This is a genomic window from Rhodococcus sp. PBTS 1, assembly GCF_001620025.1.
Lineage (GTDB): Bacteria > Actinomycetota > Actinomycetes > Mycobacteriales > Mycobacteriaceae > Rhodococcoides > Rhodococcoides kroppenstedtii.
Genome location: NZ_CP015219.1, coordinates 3,905,034 through 3,918,028 on the forward strand (window position 1 = coordinate 3,905,034; position 12,995 = coordinate 3,918,028).

A 12,995-nucleotide genomic window follows, 5' to 3' on the forward strand; every position below is an offset into this window, starting at 1 on the left:
CGAGCAACCCGTGCCCATCGCAGCGACCGACTACAACCACGTTCGGCTGACGGTTCGAGACATCGACGTCTCCCGCAAGTTCTACGACGACGTCTTCGGATTCGAGGTGGCGTTCGAGCTTCCGCCCAACCCCGACGCCGAGACCCGAGAAGCACTGGGCTTCCTCTTCGGTGGGGTGATCTACAAGTTCGCCGGTGGCCTGCTCGGACTGCGTCCGGTGGCGCCGGCCGGCGACACCTTCGCCGAGGACAGCGTCGGACTCGATCACCTGAGCTTCACGGTGGCCAGCCTGCAGGACGTGCACGATGCCGCGGCCGTCCTCGACGAACTGGGGATCGACCACGAGCCCGTCAAGGACCTGGGCGACGCCGGCATGGCGATCCTGGAATTCCGCGACCCCGACAACATCGCGTTGGAGATCGCCGGCCCCAACAGCTGACGGACCGGACAGGCGGGGCCGCCGGTCGGGAGTTCGTCCCGACCGGCGCGTGCGGAGGGCGCTGTTCTCAGGCGCCGTCGAGTCCCTGGCCACGCGCTTCACGTGCGGCGTTCCTGGCCTCGACGTCGGCGGCGTCGAGTGCATCTGCTTCCTCGAGCGTCGGAGCGCTACCACCGAGACGCGCGGGAACCCAGTACGCGCCGGCGGGGTGCTCGTAGTTCTTCTGCGCGTCGAGCAACAGCGCCTGCATCGTCGAGCGGAGACGCTCGGTCAGTTCGGCGGCGGGCAGGTCCGGCTGGATCGGCTCCCCGACACGGATGGTGATGGGGGTCTTGGTGCGCCCCAACCGTTTCGGATGCCCCTTGGTCCACACCCGCTGCGCTCCCCAGATGGCGATCGGCACCAGCGGCACGCCGGCCTCGATCGCCATGCGGGCGGCACCCGACTTGAACTGCTTGATCTCGAAGCTGCGGCTGATGGTCGCTTCGGGGTAGACCCCGACCAACTCACCGCGGGACAACGCATCGACTGCGGCGCGGTACGACTCGGCACCGTCCGCGCGGTCGACGGGGATGTGCTTCAGGGCCCGCATGATCGGACCCGACTTCGAGTTGTCGAACACTTCCTTCTTCGCCATGAAACGGATGTACCGCTTGTGACGGCGAGCCGGCAGGCCCGCGTAGGTGAAGTCCAGGTACCCCGTGTGGTTGATGGCGATCACCGCCCCACCACGTGCCGGGATGTTGTCGGCGCCCGTGACGTCGAACTTCAGTCCCTGAGCGGCGAAAACCGTGCGCGCGATGCCGATGACGGTGCGATAGACGGGGTCCACGAACCGCAGCCTATCGGCTCACGACGCCGATCCGACGTCGTGAGCCGGATCGGGTCAGGAGCCGGTGCCGACGCGGACGACCATCTTGCCGGTGTTCTCGCCGCGCAACATGCCGAGGAAGGCATCGACGGTGTTCTCGATGCCGTCGACGACGGTCTCGTCGAACTGCACGCGGCCCTCTCGCAGCCACGTCCCCATCTCCTGCGCGAACGACGGGAATCGATCGAGGTAGTTGCCGACCGTGAACCCGACCAGGGACAGCCCGCGCGTGACGATGTTGGCCATGTTGTTCGGCCCGGGCGTCGGGCCCTCGGTGTTGTACTGCGAGATCGCGCCGCAGAGGGCCGCCCGACCGCCGTCGCGGAACTCGGCGAGCGCCGCCTCGAGGTGGTCACCGCCAACGTTGTCGAAGTAGACGTCGATGCCGTCGGGTGCGGCCTCGGCCAACTGCTCACGGACCGATCCCTGCTTGTAATCGAAGGCCGCGTCGAAGCCGTACTTGCTGGTGAGCAGCTCGACCTTCTCGGCCGATCCCGCGGACCCGATGACCCGGCTCGCGCCGAGGATGCGGGCGATCTGACCGACGGCCGACCCGACCGCGCCGGCGGCACCGGAGACGAAGACGACGTCGCCGTCGCGGAGGTGCGCGATGTCCTGCAGGCCGACGTACGCCGTCAGCGCGGTCATACCGAGAATGCCCAGGTAAGCGGACGACGGCACCCCGTCGAGGGCCTCCATCACGCGGAACTGTGCGGCGTCGGCCTGCGCGACGTCACGCCACCCGAGTTGGTGCGAGACGAGGCTGCCCACGGGGTGTTCGTCGGAGGTGCTCTCCACGACACGGCCGACGGCCCCGCCCGTCATGGTCTCGTTCAGAGCGAAGGGCGGAACGTAGGACTTCACGTCGTTCATCCGGCCGCGCATGTAGGGATCGACGGACACGAATTCGTTGACCACCCGCACCTGTCCGGGCTCGAGCTCGGGCAGCTCGACGGTCACGGTGCGAAAGTTCTCGTGCGTCGGCCACCCCGTGGGACGGGACACCAGCTGAATCTGCGTGCTCTGCACTGCGGTCACCTCTCGGTTCGTCTGGAACGACGGTTTTGGATCGTTCGGTACACTAAACCGTACGCTTCGACTCCGGGAGGTGTCACACCATGGGCAGACGCCCGACGTTCGACACGGCGGACGTGGTTCGCGCGTCGCGAGACCTGTTCTGGGACAAGGGGTTGGACGGCACGTCCCTCCCCGACCTCGAAGCGGCGACGGGACTCGCCCGATCGAGCCTCTACCACGCGTTCGGCAGCAAACGGGGCCTGTTCGACGCCGCGGTGGACGACTACCTGTCGGAAATCGTCGCCCCGCGCCTCGCCCTTCTCGCGGGCCCCGGCGGACCGGACGCCTACTTCGCCTCCCTGGCTCGCGATCTCGCCGCAGCCGACGATCGCCGACGCGGGTGCCTGCTCGTCGACACCACCGCCGGCCCCGCGGCACGTGACGACGCTCTCGCGGCCGTCGTCACGTCGTACCGCCGTCGGCTGTTCGACGCCTTCTGCGCCGCACTGACCGCGCGGGGCGACCGCGATGTCGAGACAACTGCCCGCGTCCTGACCACGATGAACATCGGCGCACTCGCCCTCGCGCGCGTCGACCGCGACGAGGCCGTCGCCGTCGCCCTGGCTGCCCGCCGCATCGCCGCGCCGTCCGACGTCAGCGAGGCTCGCGCGCCAGAACGATGAGCAGGACCGTCGCCACCGCGAGCAGCGCGGTCGCTGTCACCGGGGACGGCCCGACCGCGTACCAGCCGACCACGAGCAACCCCGCGCCCTCCGACGCCACACCGGCGACCGACATGACCGTGGCGCGGGACCTCCCCGTGATCGCGTCCTGCAGGCGAGCTTCGGCGACGATCGAGAGCGCCCACAGAATGCCGGTGGCGACACCCAGAGCGACGAACGCCCCGATCGACCCCACCCACGACACCACCGCCAACCCCGCGGCGGCCACGACCGGCAACGCGGCGATCGTGCGCGACGAGGCCCGTGCCGCCCGTCCGGCGAGCGCGGTCCCGACGATTTGTCCCACCATCGGAATCGCCAGGAGAAGCGGGATGGTCTCCGTCGGCGCACCCAGATCGTCCGCGATCAAGGGGGCGTACTCGTCGACCACGAGCACCCCCGCCACCGCCGCGACCAGCATCACCCCGCGGGCCACCGCCCGAGACGCGACGACTTCCGCCGTTCCGGAGCGCAGGGCGTCGAGCCATCCCGGCTGGTCCTCCGCATCCTCGTCCGACGTGCCGCGCGGCGGGTCCGGCAGGCGTCGGGCCACCAGAGCGGTGATCAGAGCGGCACCGACGCTGGCCCAGCCGACCAGCTCGAACGATCCGGTGGCGAGCAGCGGGCTCGCCACCAGGAGGGCCACGAGGGTCGATGTGGTCGAGGCAGCCTCGGCCGTTCCGGCCAGGCCTGCGTAGGACGACGTCCGCCCGTCGCGAGCCAACGCGTCGTAGATCAGGGCCTCGAACGTCCCCGACTGCAGAGCTCCGCCGATGCCCCAGAGCACGAACCCGACGGCGAATCCGAGATAGGTCGGAACGAGGATCCACGTCGCGAACGACGCGGCCGCGAGAAGGGCGGCGAGCACGAGCAACAGACGTCGGGACACGACGTCGGCCAACGCACCGGACGGCACCTCGAGCACGAACGAGACGAGCGTCCAGATCGCGAACAGCGAGGAGATCTGGGCGACCGACAGGCCGGAGTCGCGGAACAGCAGCGCATAAACCGCGTACAGCGGCACGAATTCACGCGATGCGGCGTACAGCACCACGGACACGTCGAGGGCGGGTGGGCGTCGTCAAAGCATGCCGGGATGCTACGACGGAGTCGGCGGCGGCGCACCCGGAATCGGTACCGTCGGCGCAGTGGACATCGATCGCTGGCGCAGTCGCCTCCCCGTCACCCGCGCGTCCGACGGCGAATTGGTCGGGTGGACCGTGTCCGACCTCGCGGCCGACGACGGCGAGCTTGTCGACGCCGTCAACCCGGTGGGGCACGTGATCGCCGCCGACGTCCGGCTCGACCGTGCCGTCGACGTGTTGGAGTCGCAGGGACTGTCCTCGCTGTCGCGGCCGTACTGGGCGCGCGCTCCGCTCCCGGTGGCGAGCGAACTCGATCTTCGTCGGCCGCAGCACGATTGGCGGTGGCGACGCATGGTCATGACCCAGCTCGACGACACGCGAGTGTGGATTCGACCGGCGTACCCGTCCTACCCGGAGCGCATGGTCGAAGTGGCACTGTCCCTGCCCGCCGACGACGTGCTGGTCACCGAGCCACCGTCACCGGGCGAGTGAGGGCCCGCTACTTCTTTCCGCGGCCGACTCCGAACAACCCGCCCTCCTGGCGAGTGCCGCTTCGCGGCCCGACGGACGCAGCGCGTTGCGCGAACGCCTCGGCCGGGATGCGACCACTCGATGCTGCCTCGGCCGCCTTCGCCGATCTGCTCCCACGTCCGGTGTTCTTGGGCATCGGTCCTCCTTGTGGAAAAGCTTACGCCCGAAACAGGCCGACGGAGCTCAGGCGATACGAAACGAATAGAGATAGACGACGGTGACCGTCAGTACTGCGAGTGCCACACAGAGAACCACGGTGCTGCGCACCCGCAGACGAGAACCCAATGTGGATTGCTCTCGGCCGACGAGAACGGACGCGGCCAGTGCCGCCGGCCCTCCCAGGAGCGCCAGTGTTCGAAGGTCGAGATCCGGCGTGGCCATCAGAGCCAACGACAACAGGACGACGGACCCTGCAGCGAAAAACGGTACGAGCTCCAGACGTCGGAGGAGCGCGAGGCGGAGGTCCACTCGGACGCGGTAGTCACGGTTGGGGTCGTGACTGTAGAACGCGACGAACTGATCGTTCCGTCGTGTGACCGACGTACCGACCGCGAGCTCGGAATCCCCGGCCCGGAATGCGTCCGCTCGGGAGATCCTCACGTTCGGGTCACGGACCGTCACCGTCACATGGTTGCTCCGTGCATCGGCGATGACGAGATCCTGATGACCGGTGTTGCGCCTGCTGTCGAGCCGGAGGTCACGCCGCTCGGAACACTTCACGACGAACGGCTCGTCCAGCGGAATCCTCACCGCCGCCATCAGGTCGTAAGTGTCGGCGTAGTCGCCCAACGCAGCGAGGAATTCGCCGGCGATCGGAGCACGATCGTCCCGGCCGAAGGCCGTCTGCGTTGCCACTCGCACCAGGTCGCGATAACCCGCGAGCATCGCCGAACCCTCGGACTCGCTCTGCCAGAAGCCCATTCGGGCCAGGGCGGACATGGCGACCGCCGGGTTCGTGACAGCCGTCTCACCCAGCGCCGCCACATACGGTCCGAGCATGCGGCCGCAGTCAGCAGAAACACGAAGCCATTCCCGCCGAGCCGCTGGTCCGACGCTGTCCAGCACCGGGTCGTCGAACAGGTCCGCGTGGTCCGTCTCCGCGTCCGCCCAGCCGAGCACCTCGACGAGAAGGGCACGCACCGACTCGGTCACCGTGACGCCGAGCTGAGTCGCGAGACCCTCCAAGTACAGCGCCTCGCGTGTGGCGGTTTCCGCGCGAGGGATGAGTGACGCCGGGCCCGACGGACCGTCGATGTCGAAGTCGAGCAGAGGTCCGCGGGGAAACGGGGCGATGGGGAGACCCACCACGGCGTGCGTCCACGGTCCTGCCTTCTCCACACGTGGCAGGTGAGGCGCGAGGAGCGCGCGCATCGGTGCAATCTGGAGAGACCGTGGACGAAGGCACGTACTGGCCGCGTCCAGGACGACGGATTCGACGGCGCGCACCCTCCACTCGAGCTGGTTCGCCATGAGGTGAACCGTCAACGCACGTACGTCGATCGCCAGTGCAGTTCTGTCCCCCACGACGCCCCCGACCATCCGGCAGCGCCCCCCGACGCCACATCGGCGGTGACGGTACGGGAGGGCACCGACACCGCGGACGAACGGCCGATCAGGCGGGGCGGAGCACGTCCGTTCCGACGAAGGGAACGAGCGCTTCGGGCACCCGGACACTGCCGTCGGGCTGCTGGTGGTTCTCGAGAATCGCGGAGATCCAGCGGGTGGTGGCGAGGGTGCCGTTGAGCGTCGCGGCGATCTTCGGCTTGCCGTTCTCGTCGCGGTACCGCACGCCGAGGCGTCGTGCCTGGAACGTGGTGCAGTTCGAGGTCGACGTCAGCTCACGGTAGGTGTTCTGCGTGGGAAGCCATGCCTCGCAGTCGAATTTGCGGGCGGCCGACGAGCCGAGGTCGCCGCCGGCGACGTCGATCACGCGGTAGGGAACGTCGATCGCGGCCAGCATCTCCCGCTCCCAGGCGAGCAGGCGCTGATGCTCGGCGTCCGCGTCCTCGGGCCGGCAGTAGACGAACATCTCGACCTTGTCGAACTGATGCACCCGGATGATGCCGCGGGTGTCCTTGCCGTAGCTGCCCGCCTCGCGGCGGAAGCAGGACGACCAGCCGGCGTACCGCTTCGGCCCGGCCGAGAGGTCGAGGATCTCACCCGAGTGGTAGCCGGCCAGCGGGACCTCGGAGGTACCGACGAGGTAGAGGTCGTCCTCCTCGAGGTGGTAGATCTCCGACGCGTGCGCACCCAGGAAACCCGTGCCCGCCATGATCTCCGGGCGCACCAGCACCGGGGGGATCATCATCGTGAAACCGTTGGCGACGGCTTTCTGCGCCGCGAGCTGCAGCATGCCGAGCTGGAGCAGAGCGCCGTGGCCGGTGAGGAAGTAGAAGCGCGCACCGGACACCTTTGCCCCGCGCTCCATGTCGATCAGACCGAGAGCCTCACCGAGCTCGAGGTGATCCTTCGGGTTCTCGATCGCGGTCGGCTCACCGACGGTCTCGAGGGTGACGAAATCGTCCTCGCCGCCGGCCGGAGCGCCGTCCTGGACCAGATTCGAGAGCGCGCGATGAGCGGCGTCCAGGCGGGCGTCGGCCTCGTTCTGCGCCGCCTCAGCCGCCTTCACGCGATCGGCCAGCTCGGACGCACCGGCGAGCAGCTCCGTCCGCTCCTCCGGCGTCGCCTTCCCGATCCGCTTGCCCAGCGCCTTCTGCTCGGCCCGCAGGTCGTCGGCAGCCCCGACGGCGGCGCGACGAGCAGCGTCGGCCTCGAGCAACGCATCGACCAGGGACGGGTCCTCGCCACGGGTGCGCTGCGACTGACGGACGGCGTCGGGGTCCTCACGGACGATTCTGAGGTCGATCACGGGACGTCAGCCTACTGGGCCGGACGTGTCCGATCGGCCGAGGAGGTCCAGGTAGTCGTCGCGGCCGAACATCCGAGCGGCGTCCAGGGCGGACGGGTGACCGGCCCGCGGGTCGGCGCCGGCGTCGACGAGCGCCCGCACCACGTCGTCCTCGCCCTTGAAGACCGCCCCGGCGAGGGGCGTCTGGCCCCGGTCGTTGGCGCGCCCGACGTCGGCACCGCGATGGATCAGCGCGGTGACGGTCTCGGGATGGCCGTGATAGGCGGCGAGCATGAGGAGGGTGTCCCCGGCCTCGTTGGTGAGGTCGACGGGGACGCCGGCGTCGACGTACGCGGCGAGGGTGGTCGCCTCACCCGTGCGCGCCATGTCGAACACACGCGTCGCCAGGTCCGTGACGTCGGCCGGGATCGCGGCCTCCGGGGAGTCCGGTTCCCCGGGATTCGCACCACTCATACCGTCGGAACCTACCTGCAGGCATGATGGTGCCGATGTCTCCGAAGCCCGACGACTCCTCGTCTCCGCAGCCCGGCGACCCCGCGACCCCCCCGTCGACGGAGTCGACCGACTCGAACGCTGCGTCGACGGAGTCGACCGACTCGCCTACTGCATCGACCGAGGGCAGCGAGCCGACGGTGGAATCCTCGGCGGTGAGCAGTGAGGCTGCATCCACCGACGCCCCGACCACCGAGGTACCGCCCACCGAGCCCGGACCGTCCCGACGCACCGTGCAGGCCGCCAAGGCCCGCCGCCTGTTGGCCCTGGTCGCGATCGGGGCCGTGGGAGCGGCGGCGGTGACCATCGGCGTGTCCGGTGGCTTCGACCGCAGCGAGAACCTCCCCGCGCCGACAGCGGCGGGCTCGTCGGCGGGCACCGTGTCCTTCGACTCCTCCGACGCCGGCGACTGCCTCCAGTGGACCCCGACGGACGACCCGGACACGGACCGTCAGGACCTGGCCGAGGTGTCCTGCGCGGAACCGCACCGATTCGAGGTGGCGCGGACGGTGAACCTGGCGACGTTCCCCGTCGCCGAGTTCGCGACCGGGTCGCCGTACCCCGACGCGTCGCGTTTCGCCGCGCTGCGCGACGAACACTGCGTCGCGGCGGTCCAGGACTACACGGGCGGTCGATTCGACCCGACCGGCCGCTACTCCGTGGGCCTGATGTTCCCCAGCCAGGCCGGGTGGGCCAACGGTGAACGCTCCATTCGCTGCGGGATCCAGCAGACGGGCGCCACTAGTGCGCTGCAGGAGATGGTCGGACGCGTCGCCGACCAGGATCAGTCGACGGTGTGGGACGCCGGGACCTGCGTGGGCGTCGAATCGGGCGTGCCCACCGATCCCGTCGACTGCGGCACGGCACACGCCTTCGAGGTGGTCTCGGTGGTCGATCTCGGGGCGCAGTTCCCGGGTGGACTGCCGTCGGTCGACGATCAGGACCGCTACCTCGAACCCACGTGTACACAGGCCGCCGAGGCGTACCTCGGTGGTCCCGACGTCCTGCGCGACAAGACCCTGACCTTGTTCTGGGACAACGTGGACGCCTCGAGCTGGATGGCGGGCAGCCGACGGGTCAGTTGCTCGGTGGGCAAGGAAGTCGAGTCCGGTGGATTCGCGGCGATCGTCGGCTCGGCGAAGGGCGACATCACCATCGACGGTGTCGCGCCGGTGCCGCCGCCGCCCGTGCCGGACGGCCGCAGTCTGCCGACGCCGCTTCCGGGTGCGGCCCCGCTGCCCGGAGCCTGACGTGCCGGTCTCGATGACCGACGCGGAGTTCGACGAGGCGGTGAACGACGCCCTCGACTCCCTGCCCGACGAGCTGATGTCGCGGCTGGACAACGTCGTGGTGCTGGTGGAGGACGAACACCCCACCGAGGACCTGCTGGGGCTCTACGAGGGCGTTGCCCTGACCGAGCGGTTCGAGTACAGCGGGCACCTTCCCGACGTCATCCACATCTATCGCCTGCCGATTCTCGACCTCGCCGAGGACGAGGACGACGCGCGGCACGAGATCGCGGTGACCGTCGCGCACGAGATCGGCCACCACTTCGGCATCGACGACGAGCGGTTGCACGAGCTCGGCTTCGGCTGAGCGACCTGCCCGAACCGGAGCAGCTCGAGTCACACCCCCGTTGACCTGCGGGGAACCGCCGGGGCCGTCCGTGCGTCCAACACGACGTCCCCCTGCTCGTCCGCCAGCCCGCCGCGCCCCGGCCCCGGTTCACCGGAGGCCGCCCGACGCGGGGAACGGAGAAACGTCGTGGCCGGTCACGTGATCGTCGACCCCGCCGCCCTGCTCGCCGCGGCCGCCGAACTCGAGGCGGCGGCGTCCCGGCTCGGCGGTGCGATGGCCGGCGTGGACGCCGCGTTGCGGCCCGTTCCGGCCGGCGCCGAGGAGGTCTCGGTCCTCGCCGCCCACCACTTCTGGTTCGCGGCCGAGTCGGTCTCCGCGGTGGCCGCAGCCTGTTCAGCGGAGCTGCACCGCACCGCGACGGCACTACGGGTGCAGGCGGAGGCGTATCGCGCGACGGACGCCGGCTTCGGCGCCGCGCTCACGGACGGCGGGCCGCGATGACCGCCGGGCCCACCGGGGTGGTCTGGCTGCCCCGCACCGCAGCGGTCAACTCGGCGGCGTTGCTCGCCGGGCCCGGGCCGGTTCCCGCCACGGCGGCGGCCACGGCCTGGTCCGGCGCCGCCGGCGCGTTCGCGGACGTGGCCGCCACGCTCTCCCGCGTCGGACTCGCACTGGGCGCGGCGTGGGACGGAGTCGCCGCGGACGCCGCGACGGGGGGCCTGACGGCGACGGCCGGCTGGGCGTCCGTCGTCGCCGACCGGTGCGCGGTGACGGCCACCCGCGCCGGTGCCCACGCCGCCGCCGTGTCCGCGGCGCGCCTGACTATGCCGACGCCCGTCGAGATCGCGGCGGTGGAAGGCACGAGGGCAGCGGCCTACTCCACCGGCGGCGCGGCCACCGGTGCCGCGCAGGCCGCCGATGCGGCGCGGCTGGCCCTCGACGTGCGCGCCGCGGCCGTGATGGAGGTGTACGAGGCGGCAACGGCGACGCTCGCGGCACCCGAGGTGTTCGACCCACCGCCGCCGGTCACGTCAGGGGCACCGGGGGTCGCGCCGACGTCCGTCACCGCAGTGCCGCCGTGGCTCGTGGACGCCGGCCGGGACGCGCATCCCGGATCCCCGGCGCGGGGCGACGACCGGGAATTGCCGCGGGGCGACGACCGGGAATTGCCGCGGGGCGACGACCGGGAATTGCCGCGGGGCGACGACGGTGGGTCTGCACCCGACTCGGAGGAACTCGAGCCGGCGAGCACCCGACCCGAGGACCACCGGGTACTGCCGACCGATGGCGAGGAGCCGGCGCTGACCCGCGCCGCGTCGAGCGCGCTGCAGAGCGGCGGCCAGACCGGCCATCAGATGCTGCAGCAGGTCGGACAGGCGGCCCTCGGGGGAGTCGGCGATCGTCCCGGTCTCGGCACGGGCGGCGTCGGCAGCGGTGTGCTCGGCGGCGGCTCGGGGTTCGCCGGGCCGATCGGAGCCGGCGGACCGGCGTTCACCGCACCCGCCGGCCGCGGCGGCGTCGGGCTCGGGGAGTTTCGGCCGGTTCCGTGGGCGGGCGACGGGGCGGTGGGCCGCGTCGCCGAGTCCGCGGGCGGGGGACCCGCGGAGACCAGCACCGCCGGGACCGACCGGTCCGGCCACCGCGCGCCGTTCGGTACCGTGCCGACGGCGATGCGGCCGGCCGAGGAGGACACCCCACCGGACCGGCCCGCACGCCCGGGCCGCCCGAGCATCCTCGACGATCGTGACGGACTTCCGGCCGTGCTGCCCGTCATCGGGGAGGCCCCTACCCAGTAAGCGGCCTACGCGACGGGCGGCGGACCCGACGGGCGCGGACCCGCTCTAGCCCATCGGATCGTCCGGCGTCCGACTGCCTTTCGCCTCGAACGGGGGTGTGTAGCTGCCCCACCGGACGCACTCCCACGTCCCGTCGGCGCGGGGGTGCAACTCGATCGACCCGGTGTTGTCCAAGTGGTTGTCGGCGGCGAAGTCCGCATCGACGTCCGACACCGCTGCCGTGACCAGACGGATCGCCGCGCCGTGGCTGACGACGTGCACGGACGCGTCGTCGTCGGTCAGGTATTCCCGGCGCAGATCTTCGAGCACCGGGACGTACCGGGCGAGCACCTCGTCGGCGGACTCGCCACCCGGAATGCGAGCGCCGGTGTCGCCGTGCAACCACCGCTGGTAGACCTCGGTGAAGCGGGCGTGGTCCTCGTCGCCGGTCCGGTCCTCGAGTTCCCCGACGTGCGTCTCCTGGAGACCATCGCGCACGAGGTGCGGTGCGCCGGTGATCTCGGCGATGTGCGCCGCGGTCTGTCGTGCCCGCACCGCCACCGACGACACCACGACGGTCGGCGACGTCGTCAGCGCCGTCGCGTACTCGCGGGCCTGCCGGTGGCCGAGCTCGGTCAGTTCCGCTCCCGGCGGCCGGGTGTCGAGCCGACGGGCGACGTTGGAATGGGTCTGACCGTGCCGCACCAGAATCAGTCGAGAAGTCACGAGGTGCCTTCGCCGCGGCGGATGTCCTCGAGCCAGCGCGCGCTGTCCTCGCCCGCGACCGACCCGGAGGTTGCGGAGACGTGGTGGCTGGGCCAGGACCCGAGGAACCGTGTGTCCATCTGCTCGTGCAGCACCCGGAGGGCGTCGGCCACCGCCAGGTCGTCGAGGTGCCCGACGCAATCCAGGTAGAACCGATACGTTCCGAAATGTGTTCGCAGGGGGCGTGATTCGATGAAGGTGAGATCGATCCCCCGCGTCGCGAAGACGCTCAGCGCTGCCACCAGCGTGCCGGGTCGATTGTCCGGCGTGAGGACGACGGCGGTGCGGTCCGACCCCGTGCGCGCCGGAGGCGGGCACGGGCGAGTCACCAGAACGAAGCGAGTCCGGGCGTTCCCCACGTCCGCGACGCCGTCCGCGAGCACCGGCAGGCCGAACCGCTCTCCGGCGAGACCGGTGGAGACGGCCGCATCGGCCAGTCCCGACGCAACGTCCTCGGCCGCAGCGGCATTCGAGGCGGCGAACTCCACCTGCGCCTCGGGCATCTCGCGCTCGATCCAGCTCTGCACCTGCGCCGCCGCGTGCGGGTAGGCCCGCACCGTGCGGACCTCGGGCAGCACGACCCCCGGCCGACCGAGAATGGTGAACGCGACGTCGAGTTCGGTCTCCGCCACGATCTGCAATCGGTCCCCGATCGCGAGCGCGTCGAGCGTCGGCGGCACCGACCCCTGCACGGAGTTCTCGATGGGAACGACGGCTCCGTCCGCCTCGCCGCGGCGCACCGCCTCCAGAGTCGCGGGAGGACTCGACGCCGACACCCGCTCGACGCCGGGGCCGACGACACCGTCGGATTCCAGCTTGGCGAGGGCCATCTCGGTGAAGGTTCCCGACGG

Annotated in this window: 15 protein-coding genes; 7 read left to right on the forward strand and 8 right to left on the reverse strand. The window is 70.8% G+C overall.

Going from position 1 to position 12,995, the window contains the following annotated elements:
- The first annotated feature begins 10 nt into the window (after positions 1–10).
- Entirely contained in the window at positions 11–439 is a 429-nt protein-coding gene (locus A3Q40_RS17915; protein WP_068106595.1) for a VOC family protein, read from the forward strand.
- Positions 440–506: 67 nt separating this feature from the next.
- Here the strand turns inward: A3Q40_RS17915 and A3Q40_RS17920 are convergent, their stop codons facing one another.
- On the reverse strand, positions 507–1,271 hold the full coding sequence (locus tag A3Q40_RS17920) for a lysophospholipid acyltransferase family protein (protein ID WP_068104263.1): 765 nt from the start codon (positions 1,269–1,271) through the stop codon (positions 507–509).
- A 54-nt stretch (positions 1,272–1,325) separates the two neighbouring features.
- Positions 1,326–2,348: an NADP-dependent oxidoreductase gene (locus A3Q40_RS17925; RefSeq protein WP_082833999.1), complete on the reverse strand. Its 1,023-nt coding sequence runs from the start codon at positions 2,346–2,348 to the stop codon at positions 1,326–1,328.
- An 80-nt stretch (positions 2,349–2,428) separates the two neighbouring features.
- On the opposite strand from A3Q40_RS17925, the gene A3Q40_RS17930 reads away from it, so the two are divergent.
- Positions 2,429–3,010: a TetR/AcrR family transcriptional regulator gene (locus tag A3Q40_RS17930; RefSeq protein WP_068104265.1), complete on the forward strand. Its 582-nt coding sequence runs from the start codon at positions 2,429–2,431 to the stop codon at positions 3,008–3,010.
- Here the strand turns inward: A3Q40_RS17930 and A3Q40_RS17935 are convergent.
- On the reverse strand, positions 2,982–4,109 hold the full coding sequence (locus tag A3Q40_RS17935) for an MFS transporter (RefSeq protein WP_068104267.1): 1,128 nt from the start codon (positions 4,107–4,109) through the stop codon (positions 2,982–2,984). The genes A3Q40_RS17930 and A3Q40_RS17935 overlap by 29 nt on opposite strands.
- Before the next feature lie 88 nt (positions 4,110–4,197).
- On the opposite strand from A3Q40_RS17935, the gene A3Q40_RS17940 reads away from it, so the two are divergent.
- Positions 4,198–4,626: a hypothetical protein gene (locus A3Q40_RS17940; RefSeq protein ID WP_235606354.1), complete on the forward strand. Its 429-nt coding sequence runs from the start codon at positions 4,198–4,200 to the stop codon at positions 4,624–4,626.
- A 222-nt stretch (positions 4,627–4,848) separates the two neighbouring features.
- Here A3Q40_RS17940 and A3Q40_RS17945 read toward each other — a convergent pair whose 3' ends face one another.
- From A3Q40_RS17945 to A3Q40_RS17955, 3 genes are all read right to left on the reverse strand, one after another.
- Entirely contained in the window at positions 4,849–6,003 is a 1,155-nt protein-coding gene (locus A3Q40_RS17945) for a hypothetical protein (protein ID WP_157889672.1), read from the reverse strand.
- Between the two features lie 274 nt (positions 6,004–6,277).
- Positions 6,278–7,534 (reverse strand): serine--tRNA ligase, encoded by a 1,257-nt coding sequence (serS, locus tag A3Q40_RS17950; protein WP_068104273.1) that lies wholly within the window; start codon positions 7,532–7,534, stop codon positions 6,278–6,280.
- Positions 7,535–7,540: 6 nt separating this feature from the next.
- Positions 7,541–7,900: an ankyrin repeat domain-containing protein gene (locus A3Q40_RS17955; protein ID WP_261777319.1), complete on the reverse strand. Its 360-nt coding sequence runs from the start codon at positions 7,898–7,900 to the stop codon at positions 7,541–7,543.
- A gap of 281 nt (positions 7,901–8,181) precedes the next feature.
- Between A3Q40_RS17955 and A3Q40_RS17960 the strand changes: the two genes are divergently transcribed.
- The 4 genes from A3Q40_RS17960 (at position 8,182) to A3Q40_RS20660 (ending at position 11,400) form a co-directional block, all read left to right on the forward strand.
- Positions 8,182–9,276 carry a septum formation family protein gene (locus tag A3Q40_RS17960; RefSeq protein WP_068106600.1) on the forward strand — a complete coding sequence of 365 codons (1,095 nt, stop codon included), beginning with the start codon at positions 8,182–8,184 and terminating at the stop codon, positions 9,274–9,276.
- A gap of 1 nt (position 9,277) precedes the next feature.
- The gene (locus tag A3Q40_RS17965) at positions 9,278–9,622 is read left to right on the forward strand and encodes a metallopeptidase family protein (RefSeq protein WP_442971296.1); all 345 of its coding nucleotides are present in this window, start codon (positions 9,278–9,280) and stop codon (positions 9,620–9,622) included.
- A 168-nt stretch (positions 9,623–9,790) separates the two neighbouring features.
- Positions 9,791–10,105 (forward strand): PE domain-containing protein, encoded by a 315-nt coding sequence (locus A3Q40_RS17970; RefSeq protein ID WP_068104276.1) that lies wholly within the window; start codon positions 9,791–9,793, stop codon positions 10,103–10,105.
- Positions 10,102–11,400 carry a PPE domain-containing protein gene (locus A3Q40_RS20660; protein ID WP_068104277.1) on the forward strand — a complete coding sequence of 433 codons (1,299 nt, stop codon included), beginning with the start codon at positions 10,102–10,104 and terminating at the stop codon, positions 11,398–11,400. The genes A3Q40_RS17970 and A3Q40_RS20660 overlap by 4 nt, the downstream gene beginning before the upstream one ends.
- A 45-nt stretch (positions 11,401–11,445) precedes the next feature.
- On the opposite strand, the gene A3Q40_RS17980 is transcribed toward A3Q40_RS20660, so the two are convergent.
- Together A3Q40_RS17980 and pheA are read right to left on the reverse strand one after the other, a co-directional pair.
- The gene (locus A3Q40_RS17980; RefSeq protein ID WP_068104278.1) at positions 11,446–12,105 is read right to left on the reverse strand and encodes a histidine phosphatase family protein; all 660 of its coding nucleotides are present in this window, start codon (positions 12,103–12,105) and stop codon (positions 11,446–11,448) included.
- Positions 12,102–12,974 carry a prephenate dehydratase gene (gene pheA / locus A3Q40_RS17985; protein WP_068106606.1) on the reverse strand — a complete coding sequence of 291 codons (873 nt, stop codon included), beginning with the start codon at positions 12,972–12,974 and terminating at the stop codon, positions 12,102–12,104. Before pheA ends, A3Q40_RS17980 begins: the two co-directional genes overlap by 4 nt.
- Positions 12,975–12,995 lie beyond the last annotated feature (21 nt).

Coding starts and splice junctions, on each gene's coding strand:
- A3Q40_RS17930 (WP_068104265.1), top strand. CDS start 2,429: ATGGGCAGACGCCCGACGTTCGACACGGCGGACGTGGTTCGCGCGTCG.
- A3Q40_RS20660 (WP_068104277.1), top strand. CDS start 10,102: ATGACCGCCGGGCCCACCGGGGTGGTCTGGCTGCCCCGCACCGCAGCG.
- pheA (WP_068106606.1), bottom strand. CDS start 12,974: ATGGCCCTCGCCAAGCTGGAATCCGACGGTGTCGTCGGCCCCGGCGTC.
- A3Q40_RS17955 (WP_261777319.1), bottom strand. CDS start 7,900: ATGGCGCGCACGGGTGAGGCGACCACCCTCGCCGCGTACGTCGACGCC.